Here is a 16491-nt window from a genome sequence, read left to right on the forward strand (position 1 = left end):
AAAAGCTAAGAGTTTAACTCTTAGCTTTTTTCATTAGAAAGGCTTCTAATCGGTCGCAGCCTTCTTTTAAAGTTTCGATACTATACGCATAGGACAAGCGAAGGTAGCCTTCACCGTATTCAGAGAATGCTGTTCCAGGAACTACAGCTAGTCCCGCTTCTTTGACAAGATCAAGTGCAAAATCAAATGATGAAGATGTCAAATGACCAACATATGGGAATAAGTAAAATGCACCTGTTGGCTTTTCAACTGTTAATCCCATTTGAGTGAGTCTATTATATACGTAATCACGGCGTTTTTTATATTGGTGGCGCATCATTTTTGGTGCGTCTTTAGCTGCTGTTAATGCTTCAATTGCAGCGTATTGAGCGATTGAAGTAGCACACGTTACATTGTATTGATGAACTTTTAATATGTGTCCTGCTAAATAGCTTGGTGCAAATAAAAGTCCAACACGCCAGCCAGTCATAGAATGTGATTTAGATAAACCGTTAATGACAATTGTCTTTTCACGCATTTCTGGGAAATGAGCGATAGATGTATGCTTTTGTTCATATACAAGCTCGCTATAAATTTCATCTGAAAGGACGAAAATATTTTTATCTTTTAAAACATCTACAATATCTTTTAGCTCTTCTGTTGATAAAGTTACACCAGTTGGATTAGAAGGATACGGTAGTACGATACATCTTGTTTTTTCTGTAATAGCATTTTTAAGCGCTTCAGCTATTAAACGAAATCCAGTTTCACGAACATCTACAAAAACAGGCGTTGCACCGCATAATCGAATAATGGGTTCGTAACCTGGATAAATAGGAGCAGGTAAAATTACTTCTGTTCCTGGCTCTAAAATCGTTCGGAATGCAACATCAATTGCTTCGCTAGCACCGATTGTAACGATGGTTTCGTTTTCAGGTGAGTAATGTAAATCGTAGTTATCTTTTACAAAGTTACAAGCTGCCTTACGTAATTCTAGTAAACCAGCGTTATGTGTATAGCTTGTATAGTTTTCTGTAATCGCCCGTTTTGCCGCTTCTTTTACGAGAGAAGGTGTAGGGAAATCGGGTTGTCCAATTGTTAAAGAAATCAAATTATCATAGTTTTGAATCATGTTAGAGAATTGACGGATTCCAGAAATTTGGATGTCCTTCACTCTAGGGTTAATGAATTGTTCCATTGTATCTCCCTTTCTTCCGTTTGAAAATTAAGTTCATTTTATCATATTTTCTATGATTACGCTTTGTATATGTTATTTAGAAAGAGAGAGAAAAGAGAAAAAAAGCCGCTATAAGCGACTTTTTAATATCCGTATTCCCAATCTATTTCATCTTCATTCCAGAGTACAGAGGATACCTTGCCAAGGTGAACGACTGATTGGTTCACAGCACATGTGCAGTTTTCATCTCCCGCTTTATGCTGTAACTCTTCATATACTGATTTTTCAACATTTTCTAGAACAACCAAATTTTCTTCTTTTAAAACAAGCGTAGTACCCGCCATATTTATCTTCCTCCTACTAAAGTAATGATCACTTATTTGTAAACATAGATAGTATGGATTATATGCTGTATTTTGCTATAGTTGTCCGTCTAAAAAAGTATTTTTATATTTTCTTTGTAATCCGTATTCATTGTATACTGCACGAAGGAAATTTGGTACAGGGTTTACAATCATTTCGAAAATCTGTAACAATTATTATGAGTTGTTAACAAAGAATTAACAAATATGTTAAGAAAAATCAAAATTTTAAAACAAATACACCTATAAAATGATATAATCATATCAAAATACATATAGGGGATGAGAGGTTATGGAGCTTATCCGTGATTTATTGATTCAAATTGCCATCATAATTTTGCCACTATTTTTATATGAAGCGATTCGTTTAAATCGCTATCAAGAAATGCCTCCGAAGCCAAATCGTTACTTTATTATGTTTTTATCTAGCGTTACGCTCGTTCTCTCCATGACATACTCTATTTGTTTTGGCAATGTGTGTGGGTATAACTTTCACCCCATTCCAATTGTCAGTGGTTTTTTATATGGTGGGATTGTTGGTTTAATCCCAGCAGTTATTTTTGTTGCATACGAATGGTTACTAAAGGGAATGAGCTTTCTTCCAGTTTTAGAAGTAATATTTTTATTGATAGTTCCGCTATTTTTATCAAAGAAATGGTCTCTTTTTTCAAGGGATAAGAAATTAATTTTAGCATTTATGATTTCATCATTTTATGTGCTTGTTTCTTTAGTATTAGGCATGATTAATGTTCTTTTGGAAACAGGATTTACACCGTATATTTCGCAAATATATAGCGGATTTATATTTGCCTCGCTTATCATGGTCATGACAATGGTATTTCAGGTGTATTTAACTGAATATTTAAATGAAAATGCATTGCTACGTACAGAGATGCAAAAATCAGAAAAGCTTAATATTGTAAGTGAGTTAGCAGCAAGTGTGGCACATGAAGTTCGAAATCCACTAACTGTTGTTCGTGGATTTATCCAATTGCTAGAAAGTACGGAAGATGTGAAGAATAAGGATTATATGCGTCTCGTATTAGCTGAATTGGATCGGGCGGAACAAATTATTTCAGATTACTTAAATTTAGCAAGGCCGCAAATTGAGAAAAAAGAACACATTTGTTTATCAGCCCAATTAATAGAAATGACCACTCTCATGTCGTCATTTGCAGCGATGCAAGGTGTATATTTACAAGTTGAAATTTCAGAAAGTCTTTATACGATTGGTGATAAGACAAAATTGAAGCAAGCTATTATGAATGTTGTTAAAAATGGTATTGAAGCAATTCAAGGAAATAAAGGATATTTAAAAGTAACAGCTATTCAAAAAGACGAAACAATCATAATAAGAGTTAAAGATAGTGGTGTTGGTATGACGAATGAACAGTTAGCAAGGCTTGGGCAACCATATTATTCTTTAAAAGAAAAAGGGACAGGATTAGGACTTATGGTAACATTTAGTATTTTACAAGCGCATAATGGTACATTGGAATATAAGAGTGAAAGTGGAAAAGGCACTGAAGCAATTATTATATTACCAGCTGTACAAAATAAGGAATAAAAGTTACCGATGAAAGGTAACTTTTTATTTTATATTGTTTATTCATTTGTTTTTTCTTGTTTTGCTCGGCTAAATAAACTTTTAAATGATTGAAAGAAGCTTTGCTCTTTTGAGGCAGCAACCATTCTTTTTGTTTCTTGAATTTCTCGAATAACTTGCATAAGCTGTGCATCACGGTTACTGTCTTTATTATAAATTTGACTAACAAGTTTATTCATTTTTTCTTCCTGTTTGGATTCTCGTTTATACATATGATTCATTAATAAGTCCATCTTTTCTTTTTGCAGTGCATCTGTTTGAGCGGCGTGATCGACTAACTCTTGAAGCATTTTTTCTTGAGAGCCTTCTTTTACATAAACTTGTTGCATCAATTCGTCTAGTTTCTCATCCTTTAAACGATTTTGTGTAATTAAAGTAGAATTTTGATGAATAATTGCCTCATTTAATTGAGCTAGCATTTCAAGTTTTAACATGAACTCCTCAAAGTTACGCCCATCTTCTTTTTCTTTCGTTTGTATCTCTTGCTTATCTTGTATAACTGGTACAGGTGGGGCCTCTTTTTCTTTTAAAATAATCGGTATCGTTTCTGAAATATCTTCTTGTAATGTAGCAGCTCTTTCGTGTATAGATTTCAATAATTTTAAATCATCAAGTTTATAAATACGAGCATCAGCTGTTTTGGAAATCATATAACCATGTTCTTCTAACAGTTGACTATATTTGCGAACTATATGTTTTGGGATGCCTGTTTTATTCGTGACATCTTTCGTTTTATAGGTAGCTTCCATCATATTTCCTCCCCAAAAAGTATCGTATATATCATTTCAATCTTTTATGAGGACTTCCTTTGAAAAAGAATGTCGGAAGGCTATTAGTTTTCTACAGCATTAGTGAAAAAATGAAAATTTTTGGCGGAATGGCAAGGAATAACTAAAATAATGTCTGAAAACATATACAGGAGAAGTTTGTTATAATAACGGAGGAAAAGAAACTGGTAGAAACATGGAGGTATACATGAAGCAATTAAAAGGTATTATCATTTCAATTATCGCAATTCTGTCTATTTTAGTAGCAGTTTATGAAGTACTTGTGCCAGAGGAAACAAGTGTAAAGAAAACGAATACGTATGATCAAGTGTTAGAATTTCCGAAAGAACGTTATCCAGAGACAGGAAAACATATTACGGATGCTATAAAAGAAGGGCATTCAGAAGTTTGTACAATCGATCGTGGTGGTGCTGCAGATAGAAGGAAATTGTCGTTAGCACCATATCCATCAAAAAAAGGGTATGATCGTGATGAATGGCCAATGGCGATGTGCGTGCGCCCATAAGGGCATATATTGAATTTGCTGATAGCAAAGCAACAGGTTAGATTGCGAAGACCTGTCATCACCCAACTTATCCGGAATGGAAACTGAACGGGGAGTGTAGCATGTTGGGAAAGCCATAAGTTGATGAGCTACCACGTCACGACTGAATGGCAAGATGAAACTTTGTAGATAAGGATGAAAGCTATACTGCTTGAATGATAGTCCGAACGATCAGAGCCATGATTATAACGGAAGGTAGTTACAAACGTTATACAGCCTTAGATGAAATCCATCTACATAGGGGATTTTATTAAAAGTAATCTCAGTTCTGCACATGCTGAGATTAATGCAATCCATAGGTTGAGTAATCCCAATAAGGGTTAAAGGGCGAACGTCACATCCGACACTACAAAACGCTATGTCAATATGTGTCTAAATGGGGATTACCTAAATTGGAACGCCCGTATGGGCTATAGTTGTTGAACTTGAAAATCCAACATGGTAACGGAATTCCCGTAGTAGTTTGAGGTAGGGAAAGCCTACTACATGGCGAAGGGGAATAGCTTGTCTTGTTTAATACCACACCGGAAGGAGCGAGAGGCTCATAAGAAATCCAGACGTAGTATTGAACAATCTAGTTTCCAAATCTAAAGAGGAAAATTACGTCTTTGACCGTCTATATAGAAACCTATACAATCCAGAATTTTATCTGAAAGCATATGCAAATCTATATGCAAAGCCAGGTAACATGACGGAAGGTTCGGATGGGAAAACAATTGATGGGTTCAATCTTAAACGGATTGACTCGTTAATTGAATCACTCAAAAATGAAACGTACCAACCAAAATCATCACGAAGAGTGTATATTCCTAAAGCTAATGGTAAAAAACGCCCACTTGGGATACCTTCTTTCGACGATAAGTTAATGCAAGAAGTTATACGCATGATTCTAGAAGCGATTTATGAAGGAACATTCCTAAAGACCTCTCATGGTTTTCGACCTGAACACAGTTGTCATACGGCATTGGAACAAATAAGAGGAACTTTCACAGGTGTAAGGTGGTTCATAGAGGGGGACATTGAAGCCTTCTTCGATAACATTGACCACCATGTCCTAATTAACATTTTGAAAAGGCGCATAGACGATGCGAAATTTATCAGGTTAGTATGGAAGTTCCTCCGAGCAGGCTTTATTGATGATTGGAAATTTCATAAGACGTATAGTGGAACGCCGCAAGGCGGGATTATCAGTCCGCTATTATCAAATATTTATCTTAATGAACTAGACGTTTATATGGAAGAATACATCAATAGTTTCAATAAAGGAATTAAAAGAGAAAAAACAAACTCTACAAGATACCTAGAAACTAAAACGTACAGGATGAGAAAAAGAATGAGAGAAGTCTGGGCAGAACTACCACAAAAAGATAAAGATGAAAACTTAAAACAGTACAAAGAATTGAGAAATCAACTACTGAACACACAATGTACAAATCCTATGGACAGTAACTTCAAGAGACTCAGATACACGAGGTACGCCGACGATTTCCTAATAGGTATTATCGGAAGTAAAGAAGATTGCCTAACACTAAAAGAGGACATTACTATATTTCTCAAAAATAAGCTCAAGCTTAATTTATCACAAGAAAAGACGCTTATTACAAGCAGTGCAAAAAAGGCAAGGTTCTTGGGTTATGACATAACGGTTACGAGAAACACAAGTCTCGGTACTGATGGAAATGGTGTTACTAAACGAACTCGAAATTTCATCTGTAAACTTTACGCCCCGCAAGATAAGTGGGTACAGAAGCTAAAGGAATATGGAGCACTAAAAATTACTTCAGATGGCAAATGGAAGTCTACCCATAGAACATATCTGAAAGACCTTGACGACATAGAAATTATCAACACATTTAACTCTGAGATACGAGGTTTGTACAAATATTACAAACTAGCGCATAATGTTGCGAATCTACACAAATTTCATCATTTTATGAAGTTTAGCTTCGCGAAAACATTAGGAGCGAAATACAAAAAGTCTGTATCAAAAATATTCTCCGAATATAGTATTAATGGGGAATTATGTGTTAAATACAAAACGAAAAAAGGTCAAAAGGTGATGTACTTCTATAGAGACGGTTTCAGAAGAGTGAAAAGTCCAATATTTATACATGATGCGGATTCTTTACCAAATACTTTGAAATTTGGAGGTACAACTAGTCTTATTGATAGGCTAAAAGCTACTAAATGTGAGTACTGTGGCAAAGAATCAACTGAACTGGAGATGCATCATGTTCGAAAACTCAAAGACTTAAAGGGTAAAAAGAAATGGGAATACTTTATGATTGCAAGAAGAAGAAAAACTCTTGCGCTCTGTAAAGAATGCCATGTAGCTTTACATAATGGAAAACTAGATTGACAAGTGGAGAGCCGTATACATTGAGAGGTGTACGTACGGTTCGGAGGAGAGTACTTGGAAACCTAATGTGGAAACACATCAAGGCGCTGGGTGCTTATCCTACAAGGAAGGCGGAAAAGGAGCACATATTGAATATATAAGTCCGGCGGATAACCGCGGAGCAGGTTCTTGGGTAGGGAATAAGTTAGATAAATACCCAGATGGTACGCGAGTAAAATTTGAAGTGAAGTAGTAGTTGTATATTTCATAATGAAGGAGAAGGGGAACTATGGAGTTAACGATTTCTTATTCGCAATTAATGTTGATGAACTATGACGGTGAGCAGCCTTATGTAGATTGGACTGATGAAGATTTTGAAAGAGGTTATGCTAAGGCAGATGGAACTGTTATTTTTGAAGCACTTTCTGATTATACTTGTGAAGTGAAAGTGACCCCAGGGAAACATATTGAAAAAGAAGAAGTAGTTAGAACGATTACGGTTCCTTTTACAGTTGAAAATGAAAGTATCGTTATAACGAGTATTCTTTCTAATAAATTTCAAATACCTATTCCAAATGGTGAGTATACAGTTGTATTACAAGCAATTCCTCTTGAAGAGCCAACGGATGATGAATTATATAAAATACAATATGAATTCTTTTTTGAAAGTAAAGAATAAAAAATGGGTTATCCTGAGAAAAGGATAACCCATTTTTGTTATGCGTTTGTTTTTAAAAGGGAACGAGCATCTTTCGCTGCTTGCACCATATGTTCTAAAGCTGGAATAACTTCTTCTGTTCTTCTCGTTTTTAAACCACAATCAGGATTAATCCAGAAATATTTAGGATCACATACTTCTAAAGATTGTTCTACGATTTTATACATTTCATCTTTACTCGGTACACGTGGGCTATGAATATCATATACACCTAGGCCGATGCCTTTTTCATATGTTGTATGTTTTAATGTATCAATAAATTCTCCGTGACTTCTTGATGTTTCGATAGAAATTACATCTGCATCTAATGCGCGAATCGCGTCAACAATATCTTCGAAGTTACTGTAACACATATGAGTATGAATTTGTGTTTCATTTGCTACAGAAGAAGTTGCTAAAAGGAAGGATTGTACTGCCCATGTAATATAAGCATCCCAATCTTTTTCTTTTAGTGGCATTCCTTCACGAAGTGCGGGCTCATCGACTTGGATTACTCTAATTCCGGAAGATTCAAGTAGTTCAATTTCGTGACGAAGAGCTAGTGCAATTTGATACGAAACTTCTTTTCTTGGAATATCATTTCGAACGAAGGACCAATTTAAAATTGTAACAGGTCCGGTTAACATTCCTTTTACAACTTTCTCTGTTAAGCTTTGCGCATAAACTGTTTCCTTAATAGTCATGCCGTTAATAAAGGCTACATCACCATAAATAACAGGTGGTTTTACGCAGCGGGAACCGTATGATTGTACCCAACCGTTTTTAGTGAATGAGAAACCAGCAAGGCGCTCACCAAAATATTCGACCATGTCAGTTCTTTCAAATTCACCATGTACAAGGACATCAAGCCCAATTTCTTCTTGGTAACGAATCCATTTTTCTGTCTCTTTTTCAATAAATTGTTCATATTGTTCATTTGAAATAACACCGTTACGCCATTCTTTTCGCGTTTGACGAACTTCAGTTGTTTGCGGGAAGCTACCAATAGTCGTTGTTGGTAATAGCGGTAACTCTAGAGCAACTTGTTGTAATTCGTATCGTTTTTCAAATGGAAGAGGACGTGAAAAATCTTCTTCTTTTAGTGCTGTTCGTGCTGCTTTGACATCTTCTCGGTTACGTGCAGCAGATGAACGAATTGTATGATGTACGTTTCGATATGTTTCCAGCTCATTACTAATGCTTTCTGTACCTTGAGTGAGAGCGGAATGAATAAGAACTAATTCTTCTAATTTTTGATTTGCAAATGCTAACGCATCAAACAGCTCAGTCGATAAGTGAGTTTCTTCTGTTTTATCGATTGGTGTATGCAATAAGCTACAAGAAGGCTGAACGATGATATCTTTCGTTTGGACTTGTTTTTGTAACGTTGTAAATAACTCAAGAACTTCATCAAGGTCAGCTCTCCAAATGTTACGGCCATCTATACAACCGACAGCTAAAGTTTTATCAGCTGGGAATCCATATTTTGAAATAGCATTTAGATTACCTTCTTTACCATGAATGAAATCTAATCCAATACCGGATACCGGGAATGTAATAATTTCTTCATAGTTTTCTTCTACGCTATCAAAATATGTTTGTAAAAGAAGAGTCGCATTTGGAACTTCTTTACGAATAGCTTCATAAATTTCTTTTGCTTGTTGAACTTCTTTTTTAGTTAAAGAAGCGAAAATCGGTTCATCAACTTGAATGGCTGGTGCACCAGCTGCATGTAGTTCTGAAAGCAGTTGTACGTAAGGTGCAACTAACTGTTTTAAAATGGTAGGAAATTGTTCTTGTGTATAACCTTTAGCTAATTTTAAGAAAGTATATGGTCCTAAAATAACAGGCTTTCCATCTACTCCTAATTCTTGTTTTGCCTCTTCGTATAAGCGAAGTGGACGATTATCTTTTAAAGAGATTTGTAATCCCTCTTCATATTCAGGAACGATATAGTGATAGTTTGTGTTAAACCATTTTGTCATTTCGGAAGCTACGTGATCTTTAGAGCCACGCGCCATTGCGAAATATACATCAAGGTAAGATGTAAACTCAGAAAAACGTGATGGAATAAATCCTAGCATATAGGCAGTATCCAAAACGTGATCATAATATGTAAAGTCGCCAATTGGAATGAGTTCAATCCCTTTTTCTTGCTGTACTTTTACGTGTTGAAGGCGAATTTCTTTCATTGTTGTTAAAAATTGTTCTTCATCGATTTTATTGGACCAAAAAGCTTCCAATGTTTTTTTCCACTCTCGTTGTAGTCCGATACGTGGATAACCTAAGTTACTTGTTTGAATTGCCATTTTAAATTCCTCCCTAATTGAAAGTAAGCATTTCCGTTTACTAGGAAATACCTATAACAAAAAGTACAAAGACATAGAAAATAAGCCTTCCTTTTTGTTTTAACACCTCATCATCATCCGTGAATCTATCAGTGTTGTTAAAACAGGCAGGTCTCCTGACTTATGCTTCATATAATTTCTTTCACCTTCCCGTTTTCACAGTGGCACCAAAAAGAAATCTCAGCATTTACAGTGGCGGGACCGTGTTGGAGTTTCACCAAGCTTCCCTTTTAAACACGAAACGAAACTTTCGTGTACCTATTTTCCTTTTGAAAGGAATTTAACAAGCGATATGATATTGAAACAAATTTTAACATAATTTTTGGAATTTTGTCTACTGTTTTAAAATAAGAAAATTCTAAAGTTTTTATTTCTTAGTATTCTGACTTTTTATATTCTGGAGTAACGAATAATATTACAGTATGAAAAGAGAAATTGAGCTATGAAAGAAGTAGGGATGTCTTCTTCCATAGCTCAATCTTCATCTATAGCAACTTCTGAAAGTTGGCCTGCTATAGCATCTTTAAGGAGGGTGTTTAGCCATTGTAATTCAACTGTAATATGCTCAATTACACTTTGCAAAATATATAGTTGTGCACGTGGAACCTTTCCTTTATTACAATCATATATCGTTTGCATAGTATGTAAATATTGAAGAGTATCGTTTTTCTTTTTTTCTAAAATAGGAACTAATTCGTGATCATTGCTAAAGTGAGCGAAAGATAAGGCTGAATAAATAGGTTTATATATTTGGTTTTTGGCTTCGAATTGTTTTAATAGTAAAGTGTGGAATAGTTTTTTGCCTTCTTCTGTTATATGAAAAATCGTTTTGTCAGGTCGATTTGTGTCTCTAATTACACTTGTAATATGAATTGCCCCTTGCTTTTCTAATTGCTCGAAGGCGTAATAAAGTGATCCTTTAGCATATTTAATGTAACAATCCATTTGTCGTTCTTTCATAATATGCTGCACTTCATATGGATGTTTATCTCCTTCGAGTAGCAAGCCGAGAATGACTAATTTCATGCTCATGCTGTCTCAACTCCTGTATATAAAAACTTTATCCAGTAAGATCCCCACCCAAAAATTCAGCGGAAGCAAAGAAGTTAGGTGGGATTAACTGCCCGTAAAAGCCCAATTGGTGTGGGCTAATAATCAGTGGGGGATGAACATCCCCCCACTGATTAAAGTTTCACTTTATACATATTATAAACGGCATATCCTTTTTCATAAAGGGATATGCCGTTTCTTTTTTATATTAACTAACTTGCTTTTGTTTTTCTTTCTTTTTAGGGCCTGTAAAGAGGCGTTCATTTCCCATAAGTAAAATACAAATAATACTTAGTACAGCCGGGATGAGTGCCCAGAAGAATGTGTTCGCAATAGATGTAGCGAGAGCTTCCTTAATACCCGCTAATATTTCAGCAGGAATTTTTGCGGTAGCGCCTGGTGATAATAAGAAACTTGTGTCTCCGCCTTTTGGAGCTAATTTTGCTAGTTCAGGGGGGAATACAGAGTTTAGTTTATCTGTAAAAATATGATTTTGAATTGTACCAAAAATCGTTACACCAAGAGTCATACCGAGTGATCGGAAGAATGAGTTTGTTGATGTCGCCGAACCACGGTCCCGCATTTCCAACTTGTGAATAGAAGACATACTTAATACTGAGAATGAGAAACCAACACCAAGCCCAGCGAGAATCATAAATAGTGTTACGAGTAAACGAGGTGTGTCTATTGTTAAAGTACTTAATAAATAAATACCAAGAACGAAGAAGACACCAGATACCATCATAATGTTACGATAGCTTGTTCGAGAAGCTAATTGTCCTCCCGTTTGACTTCCAATTACAGAACCAACCATCATTGGTGTTAAAATTAATCCAGCATTAGAGGCGGAACCTCCAAGGACGCCTTGAATGAAGATTGGAATATAAACTGTACAGATAATGAAAGCGGCACCATAGAAAAAGGCAACTCCTTGACTAGCTGCGAATAAAGGTTTTTTAAATAGATGGAATGAAATAATAGGCTCGGTTGCTTTTCGTTCTACAAAGAAGAAAATAATAAGCGTAATAACTACTGTTGTAAATAAGCCAATAATTACAGTAGAATTCCAGGCATATTCCTTACCACCAAGTTCTAATGCGAACATTAAGCAAACGATACTTATGACAAGTGTAATAGCACCAGCCCAATCAATTTTTTGTTTTCTAAATTCTAGAGACTCACTGTAGTATTTAGTAATGAAGAAAAAGGAGATAAGTCCTAATGGAATATTGATATAGAAGACCCAATGCCAACTTATATAGTCTGTAATATAAGCACCTAATAAAGGACCGAATACACTAGATGTCCCGAAAACGGCACCGAATAGTCCTGTCATCTTCCCGCGTTTTTCTGGTGGGAAGATATCGTACATAATTGTGAAGGCGATAGGCATAAGGGCACCACCACCGATCCCTTGAATAGCTCTATAAATACTTAATTGCTCAATGCTTGAAGCTGTTCCGCAGAGCGCAGAACCGAATAAGAAAAGAATGAGGCCACCAATATAAAAACGTTTCCGCCCGTACATATCAGAAAGTTTCCCGAAGATAGGCATCCCTGCCATTGTTGCTACCATATAAGCTGATGTGACCCAAACAAACTTATCAAATCCTCCCAGGTCTCCAACGATTGTTGCCATTGCGGTTGCAACGATTGTATTATCCATTGCGGCCATTAATATACCAAGCAGTAAACCAGCAACAACAAATTTTGTCTTGTTGGCTTCTTTTTTTAATGGTTGAGTTTCCAAATATAACCCTCCTTTAGAAATAAGTAAACTATATTAAATTTTGAGTGCAGTGGATAAAAAATTTAAATGTATAGTTGATGTTAATTTCTTTTCCATAAGTGCACTTATATGCCATAAAGAATATTATAGTCAAATTTGACTATAAGGCAAATTTTTTCTTCCGTCAAAATATTCTTTCGTATGAGTAGAGAACGAGTGAGCCATACGAATATTGCTATGAAGGGAATGAAGTAAATTGTAAAAAAATTTCATAAAGAACACCTTCTGTTAATAGATGAAAAATGGTTTTTTCTTCATATTGTCGAATAGGATAAAAGGAAGAGAAATATTAAACATTGCTTGTAGCAAGCTTTAGGAATTTGGGGAATTCATTGTGTGTATGTTACATCTGAAATGAGGTGAATATATATTATGAAAATATGGGGACGAATTTCGGATACAGGAAAGTATTCAATACCGCTACAACCAGTATTGTGGATTGACGGATCGAAAAAGGAAAACGAATTTCCTCAAGTAGCCGTTACATTACAAATTGGTAGTATGTATACAGAACAATTTTCGTATGAATTGACCTACGATGTAAACGACATACTTATTATGAGAATTGAAGTGGAAAATAAAGGGGTAGAAATGATTTCGAGAGTTGTTGTAAGTCATATGATTCGAGATTACTTTGCTTATATTCCTAATTCTTTAAAAGTTGATAAGGGGATAAGTGAGTTTTTATTCCAGCTTGTTAGATGGCGAATTGATGATTTGTTACCGAATGAGAAGGTGGAACTACGTTGTAAAATAAAAGCTAATAAAGATAAAGCTCTTAAACAAACATTCTTTCAGGCTACATATACATTTCAAGATAAAGAGATATCATATGGCCCACTGCAAACAAATGAAGTTGTTGTGCGTCAATGATAAAAAGGAACCTGTACAAAAGGTTCCTTTTTTAGTGAAGGTTGTGTTTTTTGAGTATTTTCTTTTGCTCCATTCCTTTTTTTCCTACATAGTTATTTTTGTAGCCAAAGTATAGAATAAATAAAAATGAAACAACATTAACAATAGCGTCGATTTGATCGTTTGTAATAAAGTGTATCCCGAAAGAGGTAAATAATAATTTTAATGATAATAGAAAACCAGCTAGCAAACGCATAGCATCTGATAGATTCTCTTTTTGTAGCATATAGATTACTCCTTTCTATAAAAGTTATATATTATATATATGAAATAGAGTAGAAAAGGTATACAAGCTTAAGCAGAAATGTACATTGCATATGTACATTTTTTATTTTGTAGAAAAACATTATTGATATAGAAACATATATTGGTATAAAAGGGGGAAAAGTATGAAACATAAAGGAAAAATTAGTGGATTATTGCTTGGCAATACTGTGGCAGTTACAGAATGGATTGCACTTCAGGATGTAATTGCAAAACTGGATTCACGATCATTTTATACCGTCTTTATTATTTATATATTGCAAATGATACTAAGTTATTATTTTGGACATTGGTACGATAAAAGAACAAACGAGCGTATGGGTATGGAAGTAGGAGGAATGGCAAGCAATGATTTTGTTGTTGATTTTTTTGGGAAAGTAGCTGCTTTATCTGAAAGAGATTCTCGTAATATTACAGTGTACATTCTTTCTGTAAAAGAATGGGAAGGGTTAAAAGACACGTTGCAAGAAAAAAAGTTGGGAGTGTTAGTACAAAAATTAGAGAGTACCATTGTAAAGACAATTCGGAAGGGCGATGTTGTTACAAAGTGGGATGAAAATAAGTACGTTATTGTAGCAATTGATAATGGTCATGAAACATCAACAATAACAAAACGATTAATGAAAAATATTGAAAGTGAAATAGAAGGTGATTTACTCAGTGTCACTCTTTTATTTGGAGCAGCTAGCTATCCAGTAGAAGGAAAAACGTTTGAAGAACTGTTGAGAAAGTCGCAAAATCAATTGTACCAGTATAGAAATTTGCAAGAAAATGAGTGAAGCTTTGATTTGAAGATATATGATAGGAAGATGTTTTATTTGTAACATTTTTTTGACTTTTATTACAAAAAAACGCCATGTTTGTAATAAAAGTCTTTAAAAATATATGAAATAAGCATATAATTATGATGGTAGTGCCAATGCAATTTGCACAGTGTGTTTTATTTTAAAAGTGTAGAGGAAAGCAAGCTCTACACTTTTCCTTTTTAGGAAATGAAAAGAATATTTGTAAGTTGTTGCGAGATATCGATTGTACTGTGTAAAATGAACAAAGAGATTAATTGATAGAAAGCTGGAAAGGGAATGATAGACGTGAGAGCGGAGCGATCACCTTTTATCAGGTGAACTATTATAGTCTTATTAAGACTGAGGTGAAATTCCGTGGATATTAAAGTAATACATAGTGTGAACAGGCCTTAAAAAACACGAAGTAGTATACTTAAAAATGGATATGGAATTGCTAAATAATTCAAAAAGAATAATGTAATATCAAGTAATAATTTGTACAAACAATATTAATGATCTTCGTAAAAAAGATGCGAGTGTATAGAACAATTACATATTTTATAACTTTTTTATATTACACGATGGTCGTTTATAAGTAGGAGGAAGAGATGTTGAAATATAGTAAATTAGCAATTGTAACTACATTATCAATGATTTTATTAGCCGGTTGTTTCGGTCCGAAACCAGAAGAAGAATTATATGTAGCGTTTGAAAACGCTGCTAAACAAGAAAAAACAATGTTTGAAGATGCAAAAAAACTTGAGACTTTAGAGAAAGAAGGACAAGAATTATATAACCAGATTGTTCAAGAAGGAAAAGATAATAATCAAACTGTTAAAGAAAAACTGAATCAAGCAGTGAAAAATACAACTGAACGAGAAAAAGTGCTTACAAAAGAAAAAGAAGTTTTAAATAAAGCGCAAGAAGAAGTGAAGTCAGCTGATAAGTATGTGAAGAAAATTGAAGATAAGAAATTGAAAGATCAAGCTGATAAAGTGAAAAGCACGTATGAGAAACGCCACGATTCATTTAATAAAATGTATGACAGCTATAACAAATCTTTAAAACAAGAAAAAGAGTTATATACAATGTTACAAGATAAAGGTACTAAATTAAAAGATATTAGTGAAAAAGTAAAAGTAGTAAATCAATCTTATAAGGATATTGAGTCAGAAAAAGATAAATTTAATGAATTTACAAAGTCTTATAATACAGAAAAAGTAGCTTTTTATAAACAAGCAAATATTAAAATTAAAGAAGAGAAAAAATAAAACAGTTTGGCCTACACTTGGCCAAACTGTTTTATTTTTTTGTATAAGTACGACTATACCATGGAACAGGCTCACTTAATTTTTTTTCTTGTTTTAATGCTTCAGGACCAATATAATCTTGAAGTGTTTTTTTTGCTACTGTTAAAGATAAGGTTGTTTTCGGATTTCGATAGGAGGATTCAAGATGACCAAGATGCGGTAGAATTCGAAAATCTTCTTTCGTAGGAGGGATGTGGAAAAAATAATCGCCTAAACGTATAAGGACATCAGATTGTTGTTGGCTAAAACGTGGGTTTCTAGAAAAATGCAATCCTTCTTTAATTGCTTTTTTTTCAGCAATCAAACGTTCTAAAGCTGTCTTTTTTAACCAGTATAAATATTTAGGATTAGTAGCTGCTTTAGCATGACGATTCACAACGAAAATAGATTGAGCTAGTCGATTAATAGAATGTTGGTTTTGGAATTGAGATTGTGGTTGTGAAGGTTTCATATTGAATCTCCTTTCAATTTTTCATTATTATACCATAAATAAAATAGGTATTTATTATACGCAAAAAGTGATTGTATATATTTTCAATATT

Annotated in this window: 14 protein-coding genes, 2 pseudogenes and 1 riboswitch; of the genes and pseudogenes, 8 read left to right on the plus strand and 8 right to left on the minus strand. The window is 34.4% G+C overall.

From position 1 onward, the window contains the following. Positions 1-13: 13 nt before the first annotated feature. Positions 14-1177 (minus strand): aminotransferase A, encoded by a 1164-nt coding sequence (locus BLT20_RS07265; protein WP_000434581.1) that lies wholly within the window; start codon positions 1175-1177, stop codon positions 14-16. Positions 1178-1299: 122 nt separating this feature from the next. Further along, the gene (locus BLT20_RS07270) at positions 1300-1500 is read right to left on the minus strand and encodes a hypothetical protein (protein ID WP_000929278.1); all 201 of its coding nucleotides are present in this window, start codon (positions 1498-1500) and stop codon (positions 1300-1302) included. Between the two features lie 310 nt (positions 1501-1810). On the opposite strand from BLT20_RS07270, the gene kinB reads away from it, so the two are divergent. Further along, complete coding sequence (kinB, locus tag BLT20_RS07275) at positions 1811-3085, plus strand: sporulation sensor histidine kinase KinB (RefSeq protein WP_000420370.1); 1275 nt, start codon at positions 1811-1813, stop codon at positions 3083-3085. 38 nt (positions 3086-3123) lie between these two features. Here the strand turns inward: kinB and BLT20_RS07280 are convergent, their stop codons facing one another. Continuing rightward, positions 3124-3873 carry a DUF3967 domain-containing protein gene (locus BLT20_RS07280; RefSeq protein WP_000388471.1) on the minus strand — a complete coding sequence of 250 codons (750 nt, stop codon included), beginning with the start codon at positions 3871-3873 and terminating at the stop codon, positions 3124-3126. A gap of 226 nt (positions 3874-4099) precedes the next feature. Here BLT20_RS07280 and nucA (BLT20_RS07290) point away from each other — a divergent pair. The 4 genes and pseudogenes from nucA (BLT20_RS07290) to comJ all read left to right on the plus strand — a co-directional run. Then, a pseudogene (gene nucA, locus BLT20_RS07290) lies at positions 4100-4405 on the plus strand (DNA-entry nuclease); the annotation flags it as partial. A 595-nt stretch (positions 4406-5000) separates the two neighbouring features. Beyond that, entirely contained in the window at positions 5001-6815 is a 1815-nt protein-coding gene (locus BLT20_RS07295; protein WP_061684628.1) for a reverse transcriptase/maturase family protein, read from the plus strand. Positions 6816-6918: 103 nt separating this feature from the next. After that, a pseudogene (nucA, locus tag BLT20_RS07300) lies at positions 6919-7047 on the plus strand (DNA-entry nuclease); the annotation flags it as partial. A 36-nt stretch (positions 7048-7083) separates the two neighbouring features. After that, positions 7084-7473: a competence protein ComJ gene (comJ, locus tag BLT20_RS07305; RefSeq protein ID WP_000424030.1), complete on the plus strand. Its 390-nt coding sequence runs from the start codon at positions 7084-7086 to the stop codon at positions 7471-7473. Positions 7474-7511: 38 nt separating this feature from the next. Here the strand turns inward: comJ and metE are convergent, their stop codons facing one another. From metE to BLT20_RS07320, 3 genes are all read right to left on the minus strand, one after another. Beyond that, a complete protein-coding gene (gene metE, locus BLT20_RS07310) occupies positions 7512-9800 on the minus strand; it encodes a 5-methyltetrahydropteroyltriglutamate--homocysteine S-methyltransferase (protein WP_001007608.1) in 2289 nt (762 codons plus the stop codon). A 127-nt stretch (positions 9801-9927) separates the two neighbouring features. Further along, positions 9928-10116: riboswitch (cobalamin riboswitch) on the minus strand. Between the two features lie 197 nt (positions 10117-10313). Further along, positions 10314-10871: a PadR family transcriptional regulator gene (locus tag BLT20_RS07315; RefSeq protein WP_000062066.1), complete on the minus strand. Its 558-nt coding sequence runs from the start codon at positions 10869-10871 to the stop codon at positions 10314-10316. Positions 10872-11097: 226 nt separating this feature from the next. Beyond that, a complete protein-coding gene (locus BLT20_RS07320; protein ID WP_000449910.1) occupies positions 11098-12639 on the minus strand; it encodes an MDR family MFS transporter in 1542 nt (513 codons plus the stop codon). Positions 12640-13050: 411 nt separating this feature from the next. Here BLT20_RS07320 and BLT20_RS07325 point away from each other — a divergent pair, with 411 nt between their 5' ends. Next, positions 13051-13551, plus strand: coding sequence for a hypothetical protein (locus BLT20_RS07325; protein WP_000708120.1), 501 nt, complete (start codon positions 13051-13053; stop codon positions 13549-13551). A gap of 31 nt (positions 13552-13582) precedes the next feature. Here the strand turns inward: BLT20_RS07325 and BLT20_RS07330 are convergent, their stop codons facing one another. After that, on the minus strand, positions 13583-13816 hold the full coding sequence (locus BLT20_RS07330; RefSeq protein ID WP_000939448.1) for an SPP1 phage holin family protein: 234 nt from the start codon (positions 13814-13816) through the stop codon (positions 13583-13585). A 163-nt stretch (positions 13817-13979) separates the two neighbouring features. On the opposite strand from BLT20_RS07330, the gene BLT20_RS07335 reads away from it, so the two are divergent. Then, positions 13980-14633, plus strand: coding sequence for a diguanylate cyclase domain-containing protein (locus BLT20_RS07335; protein WP_000680820.1), 654 nt, complete (start codon positions 13980-13982; stop codon positions 14631-14633). A 614-nt stretch (positions 14634-15247) separates the two neighbouring features. Next, complete coding sequence (locus tag BLT20_RS07340) at positions 15248-15910, plus strand: YkyA family protein (protein ID WP_000922498.1); 663 nt, start codon at positions 15248-15250, stop codon at positions 15908-15910. A gap of 31 nt (positions 15911-15941) precedes the next feature. Here the strand turns inward: BLT20_RS07340 and BLT20_RS07345 are convergent, their stop codons facing one another. Then, positions 15942-16400 (minus strand): YkyB family protein, encoded by a 459-nt coding sequence (locus BLT20_RS07345; RefSeq protein ID WP_000804853.1) that lies wholly within the window; start codon positions 16398-16400, stop codon positions 15942-15944. Positions 16401-16491 lie beyond the last annotated feature (91 nt).

The organism is Bacillus sp. cl96 (genome assembly GCF_900100505.1).
Lineage (GTDB): Bacteria > Bacillota > Bacilli > Bacillales > Bacillaceae_G > Bacillus_A > Bacillus_A cereus.